Below are 22291 nucleotides of genomic sequence, written 5' to 3' on the forward strand. Positions count from 1 at the left end.
TTTCCGTCTATGCATTTTCTTATGTTTAGTATAGCATGAGTCTATCGTTAGGTGAAAAATATTTGCTAGTTTCCTCATGACACGTAAAGAAAATAACTTGATTGCTCGTTTTTTTATAGCGCAGAAGTTCCATCATTAAATCGAGACGCGACTGATCAAAATTAACAAAGCCATCATCAATCAGAATAGGGAATGGATATTCATCAGCTATCGTTTCAACTAAAGCAAAACGTAGTGATAAGTAAAGTTGCTCTTTTGTCGCTTGACTGAGTTCTTCTGGCGAAAACATCACTTGTTCAGTATTTTCAACACGTATGCGATTATTTTCAAAATAAATCCGCTTATATCTTTCGTGCGTTAACTTTTCAAAATAAGTCGAAGCAAATTGCAAAGCTTTCGGAAATTTTTCTTCTTGTAAGTGGACAACTGTTTGCTTCAACACTTCATGCGCGGTCTTTAAAACAAACCACTCTTCCGCAAGTTCCGTTAAATCCGTTTGCGCTAAATAAAACAGCTGTTTTTGTTCCGCATACAGACCACCTTCTTCAAGTCGTTCAATTTCGTGTTTCAATTCGGCACGTTGCCGCTCAAATTCGCGCGATTCTGCTTCTAAATTGGCGATTTTTTGCTTCACCAAAAATTCTTGCTCCTTCAGCTTAGAAAGTTCATCATAGCCCGCAAAATTTTCCCGTGCCGGCAATTCGGCTTCTAAAAGCAGTAACCGTGCTTTGGCCTCTTGATGCACTTGCGCTTCAAGCCCCTTTTGTCTAAAATCGTCCTCTGAATGCGCGCCGGCTTGCGCCATCAAGTTGCTTTTTTCCAGTTTTAAGTCCCGCAAATCACGTTCAAGCAAATCAATTTGGTTTGCAAGCTGGTCTAATTTTTCCTCACGCTTCGCAAAATCCGTTTGATTTTCCCGATATGAAATTAAGCTTTGCCGCAAATATGCTACGCGCTCTTCAGGCGAGGTCGCATCGCCAGGCAGGGCGAATAAATTAGCTTCCCAGTCCTTGATGAATTTTTCTTTTTCGACTAATTGGCGTTTGATGTCCACCAATCTGTTTTGCAATTCAATTTGTGCTTTCAGTTCGGCCATATCTACTGAAAAATCATTTTTAGGTGGCATATCCCATTTTTCATAGATCAAAGCTTGTTTTTGTTCTAAATATGCTTTTTTCTCTGATTTTTCTTGAAGAATCATTTCGCTCTGTGCTTTTTTATGGGCGATGCCGTCCATTTTCACATACAATTGCTGCCATTTGTTGCGGTATTTTTTCTGCTCTTCATAAATGAACTGCGCCTCCACATTTTGCGCTGGCCTTTTCATATAGAAAAAAAGCGAGCTTGCAGCGAATAAAACAGCCAGTCCATACAGCCAAAACGAGGAAAACACCATGGCTAGCACGACAGAAAACAGTGTCAAAATCATGGAAGTCGGCCACAAAAATTCGCGCCATTTGCTCGTATTTTTGTGGTTCGCACTTTCTTTCCATTTTTCAGCCGGCCACATTACTTCTTCCAATGCATCAATTTCTTCTTGCACACCATCTTCTTCTTTTTGGAGAAAAGCGCGTGTTAATTCTTCCGTTCTAACATCATTGTCCAGCTTTTCCTGCTCGCGACTAATTTGTTTTACTTCTTGATCAGTTTCAGCCGTCCAATGAAGTGGCAGCTCATCAAATTCCATTGTCACCTGTTCCAATTGTTTCCGCTCTTCAAATTGCAGCTCTAAAAATGCCGCTTTGCGTTCCTGATAAATCGGCCACATTTCAAGTTGCGATTCAATCTGGCCAATTTGTGATTTATCCGCAATCGCTCCGTTTTGAATCCCACTGTCTTCCAGCACTTTTTTACGCTCTTTCAGTTGTAATAATTCATTTTCGCGTTCGCGTATCCGATTTAGAAAGTGCTCTAAGCGGATATTTCCATCTACTGGAAATTCATCTGCTGCCGGTTTGATTTTCTCTTGTAAGGATTGCCACTCCGTATAAACCGGCCATTTTTCCTTCATCCATTCAAGTTTTGAAAGTTCGCCTGTCAACGTTTTGCGTTCGTTAAATCTTTCCGCCGATGCATCGTCTAGCTCTGTCAATTTCGCAAGTAGCTTGGCGTAATTATCATTGTTTTGCTTAGCCGAAAGATAGGATTCATGCACTTTATTTGTCGCTTGAATCGCTTGGTTGATTTGCGGATTCCGTCCATTTGGCTTAAACAAGAGTTCCATTTGCTTTTCAAGTTGCAAAAGCGCCTGTAAAAGCGTATCCGAACCGGCAGTTCCCGCTACTAGCAGCTGCTTTTCAAACTCAGCTTGTTTCATTTGCTGAACGTGTTGCAAACCGTGAATATCAAAAGAAAAAATCGCTTCGTACGTTTGACGATCCATCTCGCCTAAAATCTCCGCTAGCTTCTCCTCGCCGAACACGTCACCGTTTTCGAGTTGAACCGTTACGTCCCCCGTTGCTTTTCCGCGCAACCGTTCAACCGTGACAACGCCAAGTTTCGTGTCAGCAAGCGTTAATTTCCCACCGTATGGCCCTTTATTTTTTGGCTCCATACGCGGAATCGAACTTTGCTTTGTCGGAAATCCAAATAAAACGCTATGAATAAAAGCCATAATCGTAGACTTGCCAGCTTCGTTGCCGCCGTAAACAAGTTGGAAATCTGCTAAATCCGAAAACGTCACATTCGACCATTTTCCGTAACCTAAAATCGCAATGGCAGTTATTTTCATTTGCGCTCTCCCTCCACCTGATTTAGGATTTCATCTACTTTTTTGGTCGCCTGTAACACAATTTGGGCACGCTTATCTTCCGTTATATCTGGCAAAAATTTTCTGATGCCATTATGAAAATAGAGCGGCTCAACATTTTTGAAAAAAGCCTCTTCCTCGCTTAACTCCGCCGCTGAACGCGTCAATTCACCCTGCAAAATCCCTTCGTGGAACCAATCTTTAGACAAACCTTTTTTTGTCATAAAGCTTAGACGATTCACCCATACAAAAGGCGTTTCATTAGCGCGACCGTCTTGCAACATGGGCAGCCATTCTTCGTGCGCAATGTTTTGATTAATCGAGACGTCAATGTCCAAAATATAAGAAGCCTCACGATTTTCAAATTCCAAAAGAACATCTTCTAATTTGCGAAAAAGGCTGTTATTCGTTACCTCTTCCTTAAATTCTAGGCGAATTTGTTCCCAAATAATTGGTGCCGTTTGAAAAAAATCAAATTGCACGCCAAATTCGTTTAACGTAACAATTGTGCCACCTTTTTCGCCAGCTTCTTTCCGATTTCGGCCTTGAATAACGCCCGGATAATATACGCCTGGGTTTTCAGACAAAATCTCGCGTTTATGAATGTGCCCAAGCGCCCAGTAGTCAAATCCTTTTCGAGTAATTTCTTCCAAACGAAACGGTGCATACACATCGTGCTCGCTCGATTTCGTAAGCTCCGACCCGTGTAACATCGCAATATGAAAATCCGCATCGCCACTTGTTTGATAAAGAGCCGTCTTATTTTCTAATACATGCCGCGCTGGGTAACTAAAGCCGTATATTTTTACTTTTTTGTCGCCATCTTGCCAAACCATATCGCTTACTTCCTCGAAAAACGTGTGCACATTTTCAGGCAAGGCAATTAAATCTTTTCCTTTTTCTAAAAAATCATGGTTTCCGTGAATAAGGAACACGTCAATTTTGGCTTCTTCCAGCCGTTTCATCTCTTTGTAAAATTGAACTTGCGCCTTAATACTGCGGTCTTCCTTATCATAAATATCGCCTGCAATTAGGACAAAATCCACTTGTTCGGCTACCGCCCGCCTGATTGTTTCTTGAAATGAACGATAGCTCGCTTCTTTAATTTGTTCGTAAATCGGCTTAGGAAGGGACTTCAAACCGACAAAAGGACTGTCTAAATGCAAATCTGCAATATGTAAAAATTTTACTTCTTTCATTTTTATCCACCTCCTAAAAACGAATGTATGTTCTAATTATACCGAGAATGACTTTTTTTCGCAAGTCCTGCCAGAGCCCTATTTTAATCAGCTAAAGTTGTGCTACAATAAACTATAGATTGTTAACGGAAGGGATTGATAATATGGGGAACTGGAACCGTATTTTTTGCACGTATGGCTTATATATTCATGAACAGCATATCCTGGTCGTTATGCGCGAGAATGGCCCGTTTAAGCAAAAATATGATTTGCCGGGTGGAAGTCTTTTGGAGGACGAAATGCTTGATGACGCACTAAAACGTCACCTGAGTATGTATCGCGTTTTCCCCGAAGCGAAAAGAACACTTGGTACATTTGATTTCTTAATCGGTCATGAAATGGACGGAAAACGGCTGCTGCACCAAATTTGTGCGCTTTATTTAGTCGATTTGAATTTTTCTAAGGACACTGTAGTGCCACTTATTTTTGAGGGCGTCAAAGAAGAGCCGCAGAAATATAAGTTGCTCTCATTTGAAAAAATAAACGCGCAGACGGCGTCCCCTATTTTAGTCCAAGCTAAAGAACTGGCTCTTGAACTTGAAGCACAGTCGTTCCTATAAATAGATGAAAACCGCACCAAACACTTGGCGCGGTTTCTTTTTTATTGTTGTACTTCGTATAAATCTTGTAGTGGTGTCATGATAATGCGATTCAAATCGTTAATGATTGTGCTCATCGCTTGTTCTTTTTCCATTAAAGCAATAATCAGTTCGTTTTGTTGCACATCCTCAGCAACTTCTTGTGCAGTTTGAACCGTTTCATCATCAATCGGCTGACCCGTCATTTGTTTTTCTTGAATCGTAACTTGAATTTCACGAAAACGATTGAACTTTGTTTTAGCTTCCTCGTCTGCGTTCACATTTTTGTATGCTTCTTGCAAGCTTTTAAATTCGTTTGTTTCACGAATTCCTTTGTCTAAACCATGTGCTAAATCATAAATATTTTCGCTCATTAGTAAGTCCTCCAAAATAGTTTATTTCTTCTTAACTAACTATAACAAAAGTCTTAACGCTTGTCACACCCAAATCGCTAGAATCCCTTGAATAATTCCGATAAAACCACCTAAAACACCGCCGAGATACGTAATCATTTTTAGCTCGCGTCCCGAAATATCGATTACAATCGCTTCTACCTCTTCTAGGGAAAATGTCTCGATTTGTTTTTCGACAAGGCCTGAAATATCCAGTCGCTTCATCATGTCGGCACTGTGGCTTGCGACAAAATCGAGTACGCGAAGTGTGGCATACGGAATGAGATGCTCCGAAATATGCGTTTCATATTTCCTCAAATTGTCCTGAAGTGGCTTATTCAACCATTTCTCCGAACGTAAAAATTGCTCACTTTCATGTTTTATTTGCTGAGTAAATTGCTGCCATTTATCCGCTGCCAAAATGTCATTTAATTTTTGTGAAAATACATGGTCGAGTTCGGTTTCACATAAATTTAAAATCATTTGCTCCGTTTCAGGTTGCGCAAGCATTTTTACCAATTCTTTTTGCGCTTTTTCCGTCAAGGATTCCACGTTTAAAACAAGCTTTGCAAAGCTGCCCATTTTGCCATGTTCGGTGAAAAACTTGTTTAACATAGCGGCAATTTGTGCGGCGCCGGCTTCGCTTAAAATGTAGCTTTGAACGCGTTCAGTGCCTATTTTTGTCATATCAGGCAAATGTTTCTTTACACTGTTTTTTAGTTCGGCGGGAACAAATTGCTGCAATGCCACATCCTGTTTTTCTTCCAAAAAGCGGGTTAGCTCTTGTTCGATTTTGTCCGAAACCCAGTGAATGAGCCTTTCCTTCCCGTCTTTAAATCCAGCGAGTTCTGCGAGTTCCTCTGGTGTCGTCCGCAGCGCCATTTTTTCTTCAAATAATTGTTGTACGGTTAGGATAACTTCCTTTTGAAGTGCCTCATCTTCTAGTTTGCGCTGTATCATATCGCCAGTGAGCAAGTGTTCGACAATCACTTCACCTATTTTTTTCGCGAGTTCGTCCCGTCTTTTAGGGATCAATCCCGGTGTAAACGGCACGCGCCATTTTCCGATATATTTCGCCTCAAATGGTCTAAAAAGCATGCGAATCGCAATAAAATTCGTCATCGCTCCAATAAAACCACCGATTAGCGCCATTAACCCAATTGTTACTATAGTTTGCATCTTTGCACCACCCTTTAGAGTGGTTTCATTATACGCGAAAATTCCCCAAGCGACAATGCTTCTCGGGGAATTTCATTCTAAAGTATGATTAAAGGTTCGTCATTTTAAGCGGGTCAATAAAAGCGTCAAACTGCTCTTCTGTTATGTAGCCAGAAGTGACCGCGGCTTCGCGTAATGTCGTGCCATTTTTATGTGCCGCCTTCGCAATTTCTGCGGCTTTCTCGTAGCCGATATGTGGATTTAAGGCTGTCACGAGCATGAGCGAGTTCTTGAGTTTTTCTTGAATGACAGCTTCATTGGCGACAAGCCCCGTTAAACAGTGGATACGGAACGATTTCATACCATCTGTCAGCAAACGTACAGATTCTAAAAAGTTGTCGATAATGACCGGCTTATACACGTTTAATTCCAAGTTCCCTTGGCTGCTCGCCACATTGATTGTTGTATCATTGCCCATCACTTGTGCGGCAACCATTGTAAGCGCCTCACACTGCGTCGGGTTGACTTTCCCCGGCATAATAGAGCTACCGGGCTCGTTTTCTGGAATGCTAATTTCGCCAATTCCACTTCTTGGTCCGCTGGCTAAAAAACGAATGTCGTTTGCTATTTTCATGAGATCAGACGCAAGAGCACGAATGGCGCCATGCACATAATTGATTGGGCTGTGGCTTGAGAGCGCAAAAAACTTATTTTCGTCCGACACAAATGGATTGCCGGTCATCTTGCCAAGCTCGGCTGCGACTTGTTCTCCGAAATCTTTCGATGCATTAATCCCGGTTCCAACGGCGGTGCCACCAATTGCCAGCGCGCGAAGTGAACCGCTACTTTCCTCAATAAAACGTTTGGCATTTTTAATCATCGCCTCATAACCACTAATTTCTTGTCCGAGCGTAAGCGGCGTTGCATCTTGTAAATGCGTCCGCCCGATTTTCACGACTTGCATATAAGCTTCTTTCTTTTCTTTTAAAATAGCTTGAAATTTATCGAGTTCTGGCAAAAGATTTTGATGAATCACCTTATACGCAGCAATGTGCATTGCGGTCGGAAACGTATCGTTTGAGCTTTGCGACATGTTCACATCATCGTTAGGATGCACCTTTGTTCCATTTTCCTCCGAAACAAATGCAATCACTTCATTCACGTTCATATTTGTCTGCGTGCCGCTCCCTGTTTGGAACACAACAAGTGGAAAATGCTCGTCTAGTTCGCCGCTCAAAATGCGGTCACAGGCACGGCCAATTGCTTGCGCTTTCTCCATTTCAAGCTTCCCAGCAGCAGCATTCACATTTGCGCAAGCTTTTTTCAAAAACGCAAAAGCATCAATAATTTCAAGTGGCATTCGTCGCTCACCAATTTTAAAATTTTGCCGACTCCGCTCAGTTTGTGCCCCCCAAAATTTACTCGCATCAACAGAAATCTCACCAAATGAATCCTTTTCAATTCGTTCCACAATCCTCACCTCGAAAATAGTATAGCATATTTAAAAAGAGTCTGAGTCATAAAAATAAGCAAAAAACCGTTTTTAAAGATGGCTTTTTGCTTCTCTATTTTTTTCACGGAACAAATGCTAAGTACGCTCCAGACTCTTCATTGTTCATATTGTACAAAATCATAAGGATAATATTTAATAGTTTGAAATTCCGCATCATTAAGTTGCATAATTTTAGCAACTGCCCCACTTTCATAACTCCAATATCCGTTATAGATAGCATGAGGGCTTTTATGTGAATTATACCAACCAGCATCACGATGACCTTGATACCATTCTTTTTCCACATATTGCTTCAGTAATGTTTCCGCTACCTCTTTTGTGTGAGCTTGCGTCACAGCTTTCAAAGTTTCATATGGTCTAGTGAATGCAAGCTCATTAGTTTTCACCCATGAATTATCTACACTATGAAACATATAATCAATCAGAAAATCATGAAAACCTTCTCTTTGTACTAACTGCTGCAATATTTCAAGCTCTTTAGTCTCCTCTAAGAATATTCCAAGTGAAACAGCTTGAAGTAATTGTATATAACTTCCAGTTTCTTTATCCCATGTTGAATCAAGTGTTTCAACAAAGTAAGAATAAACTTCTTTAATCTCATTTTGGGTTTTACCCATTGAATATAGCGAGTTTATTTTATCAAGATAATAGTTCGATAAAATTATATTAGCAGTCCTCACCCTCGGACTATTTTCCCCATATTCACCTATAATTATGAGTTTCATATCAGCATATTTCTTTATCAATCTATTTATTTCATTGAGATGGTTTTCAAAGTATAGTGAATCTTTAATAATATCTCGCATAACATTCTCCTTCACTGTTTTTTTTACCTGCTGAATCTAAGACCCTCTCAACATGATTCCCATTTACATCAACATTTACTAATAGCGATTGAACATTTTTAGGATACATTAATAATTCAACTTTTATTAATTCGGCAATTTCTGTGCTATTATACCATCTAACAGAATATCCTGGTTACTTTTAATCGTTGTCCTGGTTAGTTATAAGGATTTAAATACTGTGTCATTTCTAACGACACCGTTTCCTTAACAGCCATTTGAATATCTCGTTCGATTTATCCAATTTTAGTCACTAAATTTTGATATTTTCGTTTCTTACTTTTTGCCTCACTGGCTTCATCCCTATCAAACCAGTCAAACATCTTACTCTCCTATGCTTAAAGTTCAAATGTTCACAACCACATTATATCCAACTGGCAATAAAAGTCGATTTGTGGTCTGAGTTACGACGGACAACTTGTTTATCAGTTGCAGCTAAAAAACGCACTCTTCAAATGAAAAGTGCGTTTCTTTATGAATCTATTTGCTCTTTTAATGGTTCTCAACCTGTAATGGTTTTTTTCGCATCACGACAAGCGTTAAAACGAATAGTGCGACTAGATAAATCACCGTAAGGACTAAAGAGACGTAAAACCATTCTAAAACCTTACCACTGGCTAAAAATTCGACCGCGTTTTTGCTTAAATAGGCTGGATTTAGTGCTAGCCATTTTGAGTCTACCGCATTGAGCGCAGTGAAAACAATCGCGAGCACGACAGCGGTACTCGCTACAGCGGCACTGCTTTTGAAGAAGGCACTGGCCAAGATGACAATTCCGACCACGAAACAAAACCAGACAAAATAAATCAAAAAGGCGATGATGACTCGTTTTAAACTTAAATGACCGAATAAAAGAATCGTGTAATAAGCGGATAGCGCGTAGCCAAACAGCAGTGCGCAAAATGCGGTTGTGATCTGGCTAAGCCATTTCGTGCCAATGTAACTGCTGAGTTCAACGGGACGCGTCATAATAAAAGCGAGCATGCCGCTTGTTCTGTCGGCCAAAATAGTGCCCATCGCTGCGACTGCAAAAATGATGATGCCGAGCTGGTCGAATTGCGAAGCGAGCGTTTGACCTAAAATGACTTCTGGCGTCGTGGGGCCCATCATTTGTGTGAGCGCATCTGCGTTTTGAATGCCGCCGACTGCTTTTAGAATTTCTGGTAGGAATTTTACAATAAGCGGCTGCGTTAAGCCAAGAATCGCGAAAACAATTGGCAACCATAATAGCTTTAAGTTGCGTTTCATTTCGAGCCATTCTTTCACAAGTAATGCATTCATTCGCTCACCTTCTTCATAAAAATTTGTTCGAGCGTTTCATGCACATTCATAAAGCGCACCACTTCGACATTCGCTGATGCAAGCGACTGCAACAAAAAAACACTCATTTCCGCTTTATTTTGCACTTCAAACCGGTAAACCGAGCCTTTTTTTTCGGAAAACAAAATGTTTGAGTGTTCGCTTACTTCCGCATACCACGCTGCGTTTTCGCCTAATAGTTCCACTTCAAAAACATTTGTGCTTGCTTCTTTTAAAAGCGTTTCGAGCGGCTTATCAAGTACCACTTCACCTTTTTTGATCATCGTAATATGGTCACAAATTTCAGCGGCATCCGCCAAAATGTGCGTTGAAAACAAAATGGTCGTTTCCGATTTCAATTTCTCAACCAACCGAATGACTTCCATACGTCCAATTGGATCCAGTGCCGAGACTGGCTCGTCCATGACAAGCAATTTCGGGCGATGCAAAATGGCTTGAGCTATGCCTAAACGCTGACGCATGCCGCCTGAAAACCCACTAATTCGTTTGTTTCCTTCTTTTTCCAAACCGACGAGCGCTAAAACTTCCGGAATGCGCACATTTAAATCGGCTTGATTCATTTTGGATAGCTTGCCCATAAAGTTCAGGCATTCTTTCGCCGTCATCCAACCATAAAAATGCGGATACTGCGGCAAGTAGCCAATCAAATTTTTCAAATGCCGAATTGGTTTCCCGTCAAGCAAAATCTCACCGCCATCTGGTTTCAAAATTTGCACCAGCATATTAATTAGTGTCGTTTTCCCAGCACCATTTGGGCCAATCAGTGCGAGGCACGCCCCGTCTGGCACAACTAAATCCACATTTTGAACTGCTTTTTGCGCGCCAAAACGCTTGGACAAATTTTGAATGCGGAGCTCTGTCATTTGAACTCCTCTTTTCTTCCAAAAATAAAGTAAATCACTGGACCAATTGTATTAATAAAACAAATAACGACAAGCCAAATGATGGCATTTTTGCGCACATTCCAGTGTCTAATTAAGTCGACAAGCGCCGTAATAAGTAGAACAAGATTTAAAATTAAGATAGGTAAAATTAAGGCCCAATTAATTCCTGCAAATTCCATATTAAACACTCCTTTTCTGTTATATATATTGTATAACAGATAACACTTCTAGTCAATCACATAAAAAAAGTTGGCGCTAAATGCTCCAACTCAGATTGTAGAAAAACACAAAACAAAACGTAATCCCACTATATTCAGACTGATGACAAATGGTGAGATTCTAGGCAAAGCCGAGTACCGCACCGGAGCGTACTCGAGTACGCGAGGAGCGGAACGGAGGCTTTAACAACGAAGATCGCTGTTTGTCATCAGTCTGAGTTGGAGCTAAATGCTCCAACTTAATTGCTTATTACCACGAACCAATCCAATCTCCGATGCCATCTTTGACTTTCCCGCCGAATTCAACGACTTTGTCAGCGCCTTTTTCGATGGCGTCTCCAGCATCATTTGCTTTTTCTTTGACGGTATTCCAGAAATCATCTTTTTCTGCCGCTTTTTGTTTTTCTTCTTTTTCCTTCGCTTTTGTTTCTTGTGCGGCACTCTTCGTATCAAAATCTTGCGGCGTTTGATAGCGCAATCCGCTCTTCATGACGTAGTGTGCCAAATTAGCAACGCCTTGCGAACTAGTTGTTTTTAAGTAGTGCGCCTCATCCGTTTTATCGAAGCCAATCCAAACAGCGCCTACTAAATCGGGTGTGTACCCGACGAACCACTGGTCTTTCGTTCCACTTGTATCATCAAACGGAACTTGCGTTGACCCCGTTTTCCCGGCCATTTCATATCCTGCAACAGCAGCGTTTGTACCTGTTCCAGTGTTAACAACGTCCAAAAGCATCGAGGTCATTGAATTCGAAGTTTTTTCCGAAATGATGCGTTTTGTTTCTGGTACATGTTCATAGATTGTGTTACCCGCAGGATCGACAATCTTACTAATGATGTAGCCCTTTTCTGGTTTAACGCCCTTGTTCGCAAAGGTTGCGTAAGCCGTTGCCATATCAACTGGTGAAGCACCTTTGCTTAAGCCACCAAGCGCAAGTCCGAGCGTATCATCGCTTTCTTCAAGCGGAATACCAAATTCCTTCGAAGATTTAACACCTTTTTTAATTCCTATTTGATCAAGAAGCCACACAGCAGGCGCATTAATCGATTTAGCGACAGCCTCATACATCGGCACTTCACCTTGATAGTAGCCACCAACATTGGTCGGGGTATAGTTGCCTTCATACGTTGTCTTCTCATCTTGCAGCATGTCGTCTACTTTCCAGCCTGCTTCAAGCGCTGGCACATACACTGCTAAAGGTTTCATTGTGGAACCTGGTTGAGCTTTCATTTGCGTTGCACGGTTAAACCCTCGGAAAGTATGTTCTCCGCGTCCGCCAACTAACGCCCGAATTCCGCCAGTTGCTGGATCCATTAATACCGCACCAGATTGAACAAGCGTCCCGTCTGCCGCATTTTTCGGGAATAAACTGTCATCGCTATACGTTCCTTCAAGCGAAGTCTGATAGTTTTGGTCAAGTTCTGTGTAGATTTTATAACCTTTTTTCATGATTTCATCTTGCGTCACATCGGCTTCATTGACCGCCTCATTAATGACCGCATCAATATACCACGGATATTTATTCGCAAGTGGGTCTTGCGCCTTGTTCGTTAACACAATTTTCGTGTTGCTATACTCTTTATACTGCGCTTCTGTAATTTTTCCATTTTCCTGCATCGCTTTTAAAACCATATTTCTACGGTTCGTTGCTTTGTCTAAATGCTTGTAAGGGTCGTACGCACTAGGCGCCTGAAGTAAACCCGCAATTGTAGCGGCTTCTGGAACGTTTAAATCGGCCGCTGATTTGCCGAAGTATTTTTTAGATGCGTTTTCTACACCCCATTCACCGTTACCAAAGTACGAACGGTTTAAGTACATCTCTAAAATCTCATCTTTCGAATATGTCCGCTCAATTTCACGTGCCATAAACAATTCTTTTGCTTTACGTGTAAACGTCTGTTCTTGGGTTAGCAAAGCATTTTTAGCGAGCTGCTGCGTAATCGTACTTCCTCCGCCGGTTATCCCACCAGTTGAAACGAGTCCAGCTGCAGAACGCATTATCCCTTTTATATCAAAACCATTATGCTCATAAAATTTGCGATCTTCAATGGAAACAACTGCGTCTTGTAAGTTTTGGGAAATTTTATCAATTTTAACAAACGTCGCATCAGTAGACGAAAGTTCCCCTGCTTTGTCCCCGTCCTTATCATAAATAATCGTAGCTGTTTCAAGTCCCTTTTTAAGCGCGTCAATATCTGCTGATTTGGCCACAATCGTCAAGTATACAATAAATCCTAATACCGCTAATAAAACTGCTAAAATAATAATTTTAATTACATGACGATTTCTCAAAAAGCGCCTAAATTTGCGCCATCCAATGCCAATCCATTTCCAGATAAAGCTGAAAAATTGTTTAAAATACTTCACAATCAGCTGCTTAAAATTTTCCAAATTTATCTCCTAGCTTTCTCTAATTAGTTTTCTCCGCGCATATAAAAATACACGGGAATATAATCATTTTACGCTAAATCAGAATTTTTTTCTACCTTCTTAAGTCTTATTTTTAGTCAAAGTAAACACTTGCCATAACATTGTCACAATTCCTCTAAAACTTTTCCTATAAATCATGTTTCTAAACGCGAAAAAGGGGTACTTTTACAATATTGCTAGATTATTTTTCAGACTGATGTAGAAAGGATTTGGAATATGACTCACAAGCTTATTTATTTTTTGTCACAATCGCATATTCGTAGCAGCATTGCGCTTGCTTGGGCAAAGAAACTACCGCTTCGTGATGTCACTTTCATCAGCGGCTCTTGGTCAAAAGCGCGGGAAACTTCTTTTGTAAATGATGTGCTTCATGAATTTTCAATGGAAGCTCCAAACAGTTTTTCTTACACGCCTAGCCAAAAATTGCTTGAGGATGCAGATTTAATTGTGACGATTTACGATTCTACAAATGAATTAGCACCGAATTTCCCAGATGCGTTTAACAAAAAAATCGTTTACTGGGATATTGAAGACCCCGAACACATCAATGAATTACCAGCAAAGTGGGCGCACTACCAAGAAGTGTGTGACACGATCGCACTTTCGGTAAAACAATTAAAAAAAGCTTTTATAGAAGTTTAGCTCTCCGAATTTTTTCGGAGAGATTTTTGTAATGAAATGAGGAATGAAAAGTGGAAGCCTATCAAGATATTAAAAAAGCAGAAAAAGCCGCTTTCCTAAGCATGTTTGCCTACATCTTTGTCGCCGCGCTAAAAGTAACAGTTGGACTTATTGGGCATTCTGACGCTCTTTTTGCAGACGGCTTAAACAACACAACCGATGTTATCGCCATTATCGCCCTATTAATTGGCCTTCGAATTTCGCGTATTCCGCCGGACAAAGACCACGCCTATGGCCATCGCCGAACCGAAACCATCAGCTCACTAGTTGCCTCTTTTATCATGCTACTCGTCAGCTTACAAGTTGTCTTTGAATCCATCGTCAACTTAATTCAAAAAAATTACGGCACACCGAGCATGCTCACTGCCATTGTAGCCTTCTTTTCTGGCGTGTTTATGTACATCATTTATCTTTTTAACATTCGGCTTTCGAAAAAAATCGACAGTCAAGCCATTCGTGCTGCCGCATATGATAATCGTTCCGACGCTTGGGTCAGCTTTGGGGCTTGTCTTGGGATTTTAGGCGCCATCATTGGGTTGCCGTGGCTTGATGCGGTCACCGCCCTTCTTGTCGGCGTTCTCATCGGCTACACCGCCGTCAAAATTTTCTTTGATGCCGCGCATAGTTTGACAGACGGATTCGATGTCTCCAAACTGGAAGAAATCCACAAGCTAATTGCGGGCGTGGACGATGTCAAAGAGGTGAAGGATATTAAAGCACGTTTTAACGGTAATCGTATTTGGATTGACGCAACCATCTCGGTTGATGCGGCGCTAAATGTAACCGAAAGTCACGCCATTACCGAGCGCATCGAAAGCGTGATTCGTACGGAATTTCCAAATGCTTACACGCTTGTACATATCGAGCCTTTTTCTAAAGAATAAATTCGTTGTTTTCTTTTGGAAAGTCCATTATAATTTGAGTATGTATAGCTTTTTAAGGTTGGGAGGGAATATACCGATGGGGCAGAGAAACTAAATCAATTTATGCAGGGCGATGCTTCTAGTATTTCCTCTTGGGAACTAAGCTCACACCTGCTTTCATAAAAAAACAGATACCATAGGAGGTGTTAGCCATTTATAGTGTTCTATAGATGGCATGCGATTGATATTAACGATTAAGTTTTTAATTATTGCATTTTTAATTGCAGTTTCCGCCTTTTTCGTGGCGACAGAATTTGCAATTGTGAAAATGCGACCGAGTAGGCTAGACCAGCTTATTTCAGAAGGAAACAAGCGTGCTAAACTGGCACGATACATTTATAACCATTTAAATGCGTACTTATCTGCCTGCCAGCTTGGGATTACGATTAGTTCGCTAGGTCTTGGTTGGCTCGGTGAATCTACGGTTGAGGCGGCCTTACATCCACTCTTCGACATGCTTGCCATTCCGAGTTCGGCTGTAACGATTCTTTCCTTTGTGATTGCTTTTGTATTCATCACCTTTTTACATGTGGTCGTTGGGGAGCTTGTACCAAAAACGCTCGCTATCGATAAAACAGAAGCTGTCGCACTTACAGTTGCGAGACCGCTACATTATTTTTATAAAATCATGTTCCCGTTCATTTGGTTGCTCAATGAATCTTCTGTTCTAATCTCGAAATTGTTTGGCTTGGAGCCAGCTAGTGAGCATGAAATTGCCCACACGGAAGAAGAACTGCGCATCATTGTTGGCGAAAGCTACAAGAGCGGCGAAATTAACCAGTCGGAATTTCGTTATGTAAATAAAATTTTCGATTTTGATGAACGAATGGCAAAAGAAATTATGATTCCGCGTACGGAAATTGTGACCGTTGATTCCGGCTCTGATATTTCTGGTCTTTCTGACATCATGAAAAACGAGCGCTACACGCGTTATCCTGTCATTGACGGTGATAAAGATCATATTATCGGGGTTTTAAACTTGAAGGAAATCTTGTCGGCTTACGTCGAACATGAATCAAGTAAGCCGTTTCCAATTGACCCGTTTGTAAAACCAATTATTCGTGTCATTGAAACGATTCCCATTAAGGAACTTTTAATTCGCATGCAAAAAGAGCGTTCACATATTGCCATTCTTTTAGATGAGTACGGCGGCACATCTGGCCTTGTCACGGTAGAAGATATTGTCGAGGAAATCGTTGGCGATATTCGCGATGAATTCGATGCAGATGAAATTCCAGAAATCAGAAAAATTAAAGATGGGCATTTTATCGTGGACGCAAAACTCTTGATTGACGAAGTAAATAATATTTTAGGTACGGATCTCGCGGAAGATGAAGTCGACACAATTGGTGGTTGGTTCTTAACGCAAAACTACGAAGTCGAAGTCGGAGACGAAATTGAATATGGCGGATTTATTTTCCGCGTAAAAGAGGCAGAACCGCATCATATCGAGTACTTAGAAATCTTTAAAAAACTGGAAGAATAGGCCACGTGCTTATTCTTTCTTCTTTTGTAGGAGGAATTACTGTGGAAATTCAAATTTTGCCGAGCTGGGACGGGCTGACGCTTGCAGAAGTGCTAAAAGAGCTTTTTCATCTTGGGAAAAAGGCGCGCCATGAGTTGCGTATGGCAGGAAATGTGCTGCTTAATGGGGTTTTGATAGACTTCGACAAACCGCTCGTTTCTGGCGGCATTTTGACCTTGCCCACGCAAGACAAGCCGATTCATGCGACTAAAGCACCGCTTGATGTGGTCTTTGAAGATGCGCATCTGCTTGTTGTGAACAAAGCGGCTGGCGTGAAAACCCATCCGAATGCGCCAAGTGAAACGGATACGCTTGCAAATCACGTTCAATTCTACTTGAATAAAACGCGTGGCGGCACCGCTTTGCCTGTCCATCGCCTCGATCAAACGACATCCGGGCTCATCCTTTTCGCGAAACATTCGCTCAGCCTAGCTGCCCTTTCGTATAAACTCGAAATGCGGCAAATTAAACGCGAATATTTAGCTGTCCTAGGCGGCGTTTTAAACGGTGACTGCATCATCAACCAGCCCATCGGAAATGACCGCCACCAGTCTGGCAAAAAACGTGTGAGTCCAAACGGGCAAGCTGCCGAAACGCACATTCACGTTTTAAGCGCCGACAAAACAGCAGGTGTCACGCTCGTCCGCTGCACGCTTAAAACTGGCCGCACCCATCAAATTCGTGTCCACACGTCCAGTATCCACCACCCAATTGTTGGCGACACACTTTACGGTGGTTCAAAGCGCGCAAGACGTGTCTTGCTGCACGCCGAACGGCTCCACCTCACCCACCCGTTCACCGAAGAAAAAATGACATTTGAAGTGTCCCCCGGGCGCGATTGGGTATACAAATAGCAGTAGCCTCACCGGCTACCGCTATTTGTTATCTCGACTTTCATACCGTCTGGGTCTTCAAAAAAGACTGCGTAATAATCGGCTCCTGCCGCATATGGATAACGCTCATCGTAAAGCAATTTTACCCCGCGCTCACGCAAAGTTGACCGCCATTCATCGATTTTTGCGCGCGACGCCTCATAAAACGCCAAGTGATTTAAACCAATTCGCGCCCTGTGGTACCCAAAAGGCAAAAATGGCTCCTCCGCCTGCACAAAGACGATGTAACAATCCGAATCTGAGTAGCTAAAACCTTTCTCCCACTGGGAAAAAAGCGAGTAGCCAAGTTTTTCCAACACAAACGACCAAAATTCCCGCGACGCCTCTAAATCCCCCACGTAAAGTTCCACATGATGCAACTTCATAGCGTGTCCTTAAAATGCTTCAGCGCTTCTCGTTTACTAAGCGGCGCAAGGTTCGCACGAAGTACATATTGTTTCACCTTGTCAGGTTTCGTTTTGGCATACTCGCGGAGCGCCCAGCCAATTGCTTTTTGAATAAAAAATTCCTTGGAATGACGCCACTGATCGCAATTTCCAAAAAGAATCGCTTCATTCGTCTTTTCTTTATACTTCAGTTGAAATAAAATCGCGGTTCTAACAAGCCACATGTTGTCGCCCGTCACCCATTTATGATTGTAAGGCGCCATTTGTTCGGGATATTTCAAAAAATAGTGACCAACAAGCGTGCTAGCTAGCAAATCAACCGTATCCCACCAAGATTTTTCTTGAATGAGCTTCTCATAAACAGAAATCACATTTTCATCTGCTTTTTTCATGTAGCGGATCAATAAATCAATCGCCACGTATTGGTATTCCCGGTAAGGTTCGCGGTATAGTTTTTCTGCCAGCAATTCGAGATTTTCGGGAGCACCGTTTATCTTTACATAGTCGCGTACAAATTCCTTGCGCGGACCAGCTTTTATCCCCAAAAAAGCGAACTGATTTTTCATATAGGCTTCCATTTTGGGCTGATTCTCCGCACTGGCAAGTTTTTGTAACGCGTCTTTGATTTTTTGCAAGTCGCTCATGCGTCCTTATCTCCTGATTCAATGAATTCCCGCTCGCGCTCCACACTGTTCAAAAAGTAGTCCAAGTCGTCCGGGTCAGGACCAACATATGTCCCCGTTTCCAACTTATTTAATTTCCGCATATCTTCATTGTCCAATTTAAAATACGCCAAATTGGCATTTTCACGTATTCTACTTGACGTAATCGATTTCGGGATAATAATCGTATCTCGATTTAAATGCCACTGCAAAATCACCTGATCCACAAACGCCCCGTGCTTTTTCGCGATATCGACAATAACCGGATGCTGCATCAGCGTCCCTTTCGCAAGCGGCGACCATGCGGCATGCGCAATATCATGTTTCTTCAAAAATTCGCGCAGCTCATTTTGCGGCAGTAGCGGGTGCGTTTCCACTTGGTTTAAAACGGGTTTCTCTTGTGCCACTTGGAATAATTTTTCGAGGTGATGCTGTTTAAAATTCGCGACCCCAATTGATTTCACAGCCCCCTCGCGCAGTAGGCGTTCGAAAGCCCGCCACGTATCGAGATATTTCCCCGCAATCGGCCAATGAATTAAATATAAATCTAAATAGTCCAGCTTTAAATTTTGAAGTGTGCGTTCAAACGCAAAAAGTGTTTCGTCATAACCTTGATTGCCATTCCAAATTTTCGAACTAATAAAAAGTTCGTCTCGTTCTACGTCACACGCATGAATCGCATTACCAACTTGTTTCTCATTATTATAAACAGCTGCCGTATCAAATAGACGGTAGCCGCATTCAATTGCCTGCATAACAGCTTGCATAATATAATTGGGTTCGCTCATCTGAAAAACACCTAAGCCAATGTATGGAATTTGTTCCCCGTTTGTAAGCATCATTTTGTCCTTTAAAGTCTTCACTTTGACAAACCTCCTTTAGCTATCCAAAAAAGATTCTACATAATACTCCCAGTATACCGAAATTATTCTTTTCTTCCCACTAAAAAGGATAATTTCATGAGCTAATTTTGTGTCAGCAATCGTCCGAAAGAAATGAACTTAAAAAAATTTATTTCTTAGTTAAAGCTACGCAACGTTTTATTTTTGGCAATGGAAGCGTTTACGACCGATTTATGTAACTTTATACTTAAAAAAAAGTTACTATTTAGAGCATCAATATGTTAGTATTAACATGTGGTAAATTTCAAGTAAAAGTTTTTTATTTTTTTGTAAGCAAATTGTAAAGAGAGAACCCTTCCTGTTCTAACTTGAAGGGCAACTTAAAATGACCAAAATGACTTACTAAAAAGATCGGGGGAATTGAAAAAAATGGCTTTTAAAAACAAAAAAGACCGTTTTGCATCTTTGCTTCATGATATTGCAGTAAATTTGCATGAAGGCGCCAACTTTTTTGCATCTTACAACATCAATTCAGTGGAGGACTTGCATACTTTCTCAGATAAAATGAAAGAGTATGAAACAACTGGTGATACAATGGTCCATAAAATGATTATGGAACTAAACGATGCTTTTATCACGCCAATCGAACGTGAAGATATGCTTGAGCTTACCAATCGTCTAGACGATGTTATGGACGGCCTTGAGCAAACAGCTTTTTCACTTGAAATCTGTCAAATCACGCATTATGACGACTATATGCTTAAATTCATTGAAGCTATTCAAAAAAGTACGGTTGAAATCGAAAAAGCAGTAGATTTAGTTTTCGATAAGAAACTTAAAGACGTACGCAAGCTTGCGATTCAAATTAAAGATTATGAGTCTCAGTGCGATGAAGTTTACCGCGAATCATTAATTAAGCTTTTCCAAGAAGAAACCGATGCGGTTAAAATCATCCGCAAAAAAGAAGTTTATGAAAACCTAGAAGAAATCGCTGACAACTGTCAAAGCGTTGCAAACACGCTTGAATCAATTGTCATGAAAAACGCGTAAGGAGCAACCAGATGGAAGGAATGTTACTAATTACCGTAGTCATCGTACTGGCCGCGCTTGCATTTGACCTGATTAACGGGTTTCATGATACAGCCAACGCCATTGCGACGAGTGTTTCCACAAAGGCTCTTAAGCCCAAACATGCAATTGTTTTAGCTGCTGTTATGAACTTTGTCGGGGCAATCTCCTTTACTGGTGTTGCCAAAACGATTACGAAAGACATCGTAGATCCATTTAGCGTGCCGCACGGCGAAATTGTAATCTTAGCCGCACTTTTAGCCGCTATCTTCTGGAACCTACTTACTTGGTACTATGGTATTCCAAGTAGTTCTTCGCATGCTTTAATCGGTTCCATTGCAGGAGCTGCGATTGCTTCCGCAGGATTTTCTGCCATTGAATACGGTGGGTTTTCCAAAATATTGATTGGTCTTATCGCTTCTCCGTTCCTAGCTTTTGCTGTCGGGTATACGCTCTACACTTTATTTAAGATTTTCTTGAAAAACTTAAATTTAGCCGCGACAAATCGTCGCTTCCGAATGATTCAGGTCGGAACAGCAGCCCTCCAGTCTTATACGCACGGAACAAATGATGCACAAAAATCAATGGGTATTATTACAATGGCGCTCATCGCAAATGGATTCCAATCCGATGATGAGGTGCAATTATGGGTACAGGTTGCCTGTGCAGTTGCCATGGCTGTTGGAACAAGTATTGGTGGTTGGAAAATCATCAAAACCGTTGGTGGTAAAATTATGAAAATCAAGCCAGTAAACGGGGTTGCAGCTGACCTCGGTTCTGTTATCGTTATTTTCGGCGCTACTTTCATTCATTTACCAGTCAGCACTACGCACGTTATCAGCTCGTCTATTCTTGGCGTTGGTACCGCGCATCGCGTAAAAGGGGTCAAATGGGATACCGCACAACGTATGATTATTACTTGGATTATCACACTCCCAATTTCCGCTGTTATTGCAGCGCTAGCCTTTTTCATTTTACGTTTATTCTTATAAAACTGTTCAAACCATTACCGCTTCTGGTAGTGGTTTTTTTGTTTTAAAAAAGGGAATACGTATACAAAATAAGGAAAGGAGTTTTTTGATGTCCAGGTTTTATTATGAAAAGCCACTTTATGTCGCTAAAAATCGACCCATTGAGGTGAAAAACGAAAAAGATGAAAGCATCGGGCAACTTGTCAAACTTGCTTCCAAAATTGCTTTTTCTAAAAATCATGATATTTTCGCCTATACATCTACAATGGATCAAGAGCTCAGCTCGATTACCCTCGAAATTGGTTGGCTTGGTAAAGACGGAGCTTCTATCGTCTATCATGATAAGCAAAACAAAAAGGCCATTTCTTTTGTAGAAAAAGACCTTCCTAATTATCCCCTACATATTATTTCTACGGACGGCGAGTTTCCAATTGAGATTATTCAAAAGCAAAAGGATGCTCCGATTATTATTTTATTCCACGGACAAGAAAGTGCAGTCATTACGGAAAATGAAAATGATGTCACTTTTGACTTTTTATCCGACAATACGAATATCCCCGATAATTTTTTCTTCCTCGGATATTTTATCCAGAAATTGATGAAGGAAGAATTTTGACTGTAGACAACTAATCTTGTCTATAGTTTTTTTATGAGCAAAACATTTTCCTTCCTCATTCATTGACCTAAACAAACTGACGGTGTCCAATTTGAATAGAGCACTGAAATTGTATTTCCAACGTAATAATAATCAGCTTCATACACATCAACAGTTTCCCTAAAACTTGTTTGGATTTCTTCCTGATTGTCTGTTTTATATGTGACATATATTTTATAAACGTTCCCAGAATTCGTTTTTTCGAACGTTCTTTTCACTTGAGTAATTTCGGCTGTCGTTTCTGTGTTGTTCAAATAAACATAGATTATCTTAAGAAATCCTGATAGCCAAAGAATGACCAATACAATGCCAAAAATAATTAAAATCTTTAAAAATCTTTTCTTCATCGTTCTAAGCTC

22 protein-coding genes are annotated in these 22291 nt (G+C 41.1%); 8 read left to right on the forward strand and 14 right to left on the reverse strand.

Going from position 1 to position 22291, the window contains the following annotated elements; translation table 11 throughout:
• Positions 1-25 precede the first annotated feature (25 nt).
• Together CFS04_RS04075 and CFS04_RS04080 are read right to left on the reverse strand one after the other, a co-directional pair.
• A complete protein-coding gene (locus CFS04_RS04075; protein ID WP_088809336.1) occupies positions 26-2731 on the reverse strand; it encodes an AAA family ATPase in 2706 nt (901 codons plus the stop codon).
• Positions 2728-3948 (reverse strand): DNA repair exonuclease, encoded by a 1221-nt coding sequence (locus tag CFS04_RS04080; RefSeq protein ID WP_088809337.1) that lies wholly within the window; start codon positions 3946-3948, stop codon positions 2728-2730. Before CFS04_RS04080 ends, CFS04_RS04075 begins: the two co-directional genes overlap by 4 nt.
• Positions 3949-4091: 143 nt before the next feature.
• Between CFS04_RS04080 and CFS04_RS04085 the strand changes: the two genes are divergently transcribed.
• Positions 4092-4547: a hypothetical protein gene (locus CFS04_RS04085; protein ID WP_088809338.1), complete on the forward strand. Its 456-nt coding sequence runs from the start codon at positions 4092-4094 to the stop codon at positions 4545-4547.
• Between the two features lie 41 nt (positions 4548-4588).
• Here CFS04_RS04085 and CFS04_RS04090 read toward each other — a convergent pair whose 3' ends face one another.
• The 8 genes from CFS04_RS04090 to CFS04_RS04125 all read right to left on the reverse strand — a co-directional run bounded on the left by CFS04_RS04090 (position 4589) and on the right by CFS04_RS04125 (position 13287).
• Complete coding sequence (locus tag CFS04_RS04090) at positions 4589-4939, reverse strand: YlbF family regulator (protein ID WP_088809339.1); 351 nt, start codon at positions 4937-4939, stop codon at positions 4589-4591.
• A gap of 63 nt (positions 4940-5002) precedes the next feature.
• Positions 5003-6136, reverse strand: a complete 1134-nt coding sequence (locus CFS04_RS04095; RefSeq protein WP_088809340.1) for a DUF445 domain-containing protein — start codon at positions 6134-6136, stop codon at positions 5003-5005.
• A gap of 88 nt (positions 6137-6224) precedes the next feature.
• Entirely contained in the window at positions 6225-7586 is a 1362-nt protein-coding gene (gene fumC, locus CFS04_RS04100; protein WP_088809341.1) for a class II fumarate hydratase, read from the reverse strand.
• A gap of 137 nt (positions 7587-7723) precedes the next feature.
• On the reverse strand, positions 7724-8434 hold the full coding sequence (locus CFS04_RS04105) for a PoNe immunity protein domain-containing protein (protein WP_088809342.1): 711 nt from the start codon (positions 8432-8434) through the stop codon (positions 7724-7726).
• Positions 8435-8965: 531 nt separating this feature from the next.
• Positions 8966-9754 (reverse strand): ABC transporter permease, encoded by a 789-nt coding sequence (locus CFS04_RS04110; RefSeq protein WP_088809343.1) that lies wholly within the window; start codon positions 9752-9754, stop codon positions 8966-8968.
• Positions 9751-10656: an ABC transporter ATP-binding protein gene (locus CFS04_RS04115; protein ID WP_088809344.1), complete on the reverse strand. Its 906-nt coding sequence runs from the start codon at positions 10654-10656 to the stop codon at positions 9751-9753. Before CFS04_RS04115 ends, CFS04_RS04110 begins: the two co-directional genes overlap by 4 nt.
• Complete coding sequence (locus CFS04_RS04120) at positions 10653-10856, reverse strand: PLD nuclease N-terminal domain-containing protein (RefSeq protein WP_088809345.1); 204 nt, start codon at positions 10854-10856, stop codon at positions 10653-10655. Before CFS04_RS04120 ends, CFS04_RS04115 begins: the two co-directional genes overlap by 4 nt.
• Positions 10857-11145: 289 nt before the next feature.
• On the reverse strand, positions 11146-13287 hold the full coding sequence (locus tag CFS04_RS04125) for a transglycosylase domain-containing protein (protein WP_088809346.1): 2142 nt from the start codon (positions 13285-13287) through the stop codon (positions 11146-11148).
• A 255-nt stretch (positions 13288-13542) separates the two neighbouring features.
• Between CFS04_RS04125 and CFS04_RS04130 the strand changes: the two genes are divergently transcribed.
• From CFS04_RS04130 to CFS04_RS04145, 4 genes are all read left to right on the forward strand, one after another.
• Positions 13543-13968: a hypothetical protein gene (locus tag CFS04_RS04130; protein ID WP_088809347.1), complete on the forward strand. Its 426-nt coding sequence runs from the start codon at positions 13543-13545 to the stop codon at positions 13966-13968.
• A 50-nt stretch (positions 13969-14018) separates the two neighbouring features.
• Positions 14019-14891: a cation diffusion facilitator family transporter gene (locus CFS04_RS04135; RefSeq protein ID WP_088809348.1), complete on the forward strand. Its 873-nt coding sequence runs from the start codon at positions 14019-14021 to the stop codon at positions 14889-14891.
• A gap of 220 nt (positions 14892-15111) precedes the next feature.
• Positions 15112-16416 carry a hemolysin family protein gene (locus CFS04_RS04140; protein WP_088809457.1) on the forward strand — a complete coding sequence of 435 codons (1305 nt, stop codon included), beginning with the start codon at positions 15112-15114 and terminating at the stop codon, positions 16414-16416.
• A 41-nt stretch (positions 16417-16457) separates the two neighbouring features.
• Positions 16458-17309: an RluA family pseudouridine synthase gene (locus CFS04_RS04145; protein ID WP_088809349.1), complete on the forward strand. Its 852-nt coding sequence runs from the start codon at positions 16458-16460 to the stop codon at positions 17307-17309.
• An 8-nt stretch (positions 17310-17317) separates the two neighbouring features.
• Here CFS04_RS04145 and CFS04_RS04150 read toward each other — a convergent pair whose 3' ends face one another.
• Genes CFS04_RS04150 through CFS04_RS04160 form a run of 3 tightly spaced genes read right to left on the reverse strand, consistent with a single transcriptional unit; the run spans position 17318 to position 19238 of the window.
• Complete coding sequence (locus CFS04_RS04150; RefSeq protein WP_088809350.1) at positions 17318-17713, reverse strand: VOC family protein; 396 nt, start codon at positions 17711-17713, stop codon at positions 17318-17320.
• Positions 17710-18378, reverse strand: a complete 669-nt coding sequence (locus CFS04_RS04155; RefSeq protein ID WP_088809351.1) for a DNA alkylation repair protein — start codon at positions 18376-18378, stop codon at positions 17710-17712. Before CFS04_RS04155 ends, CFS04_RS04150 begins: the two co-directional genes overlap by 4 nt.
• On the reverse strand, positions 18375-19238 hold the full coding sequence (locus CFS04_RS04160; RefSeq protein ID WP_088809458.1) for an aldo/keto reductase: 864 nt from the start codon (positions 19236-19238) through the stop codon (positions 18375-18377). Before CFS04_RS04160 ends, CFS04_RS04155 begins: the two co-directional genes overlap by 4 nt.
• A 429-nt stretch (positions 19239-19667) precedes the next feature.
• Between CFS04_RS04160 and CFS04_RS04165 the strand changes: the two genes are divergently transcribed.
• From CFS04_RS04165 to CFS04_RS04175, 3 genes are all read left to right on the forward strand, one after another.
• A complete protein-coding gene (locus tag CFS04_RS04165; RefSeq protein WP_088809352.1) occupies positions 19668-20288 on the forward strand; it encodes a DUF47 domain-containing protein in 621 nt (206 codons plus the stop codon).
• 11 nt (positions 20289-20299) lie between these two features.
• On the forward strand, positions 20300-21298 hold the full coding sequence (locus CFS04_RS04170; RefSeq protein ID WP_088809353.1) for an inorganic phosphate transporter: 999 nt from the start codon (positions 20300-20302) through the stop codon (positions 21296-21298).
• Positions 21299-21386: 88 nt separating this feature from the next.
• Positions 21387-21893, forward strand: a complete 507-nt coding sequence (locus CFS04_RS04175; RefSeq protein ID WP_088809354.1) for a hypothetical protein — start codon at positions 21387-21389, stop codon at positions 21891-21893.
• Between the two features lie 59 nt (positions 21894-21952).
• Here the strand turns inward: CFS04_RS04175 and CFS04_RS04180 are convergent, their stop codons facing one another.
• The gene (locus tag CFS04_RS04180; protein ID WP_088809355.1) at positions 21953-22279 is read right to left on the reverse strand and encodes a DUF3592 domain-containing protein; all 327 of its coding nucleotides are present in this window, start codon (positions 22277-22279) and stop codon (positions 21953-21955) included.
• Between the last annotated feature and the right edge of the window lie 12 nt (positions 22280-22291).

This window comes from Listeria sp. ILCC796, from assembly GCF_900186175.1.
In the GTDB taxonomy this organism is placed as follows: Bacteria; Bacillota; Bacilli; order Lactobacillales; family Listeriaceae; genus Listeria; species Listeria goaensis.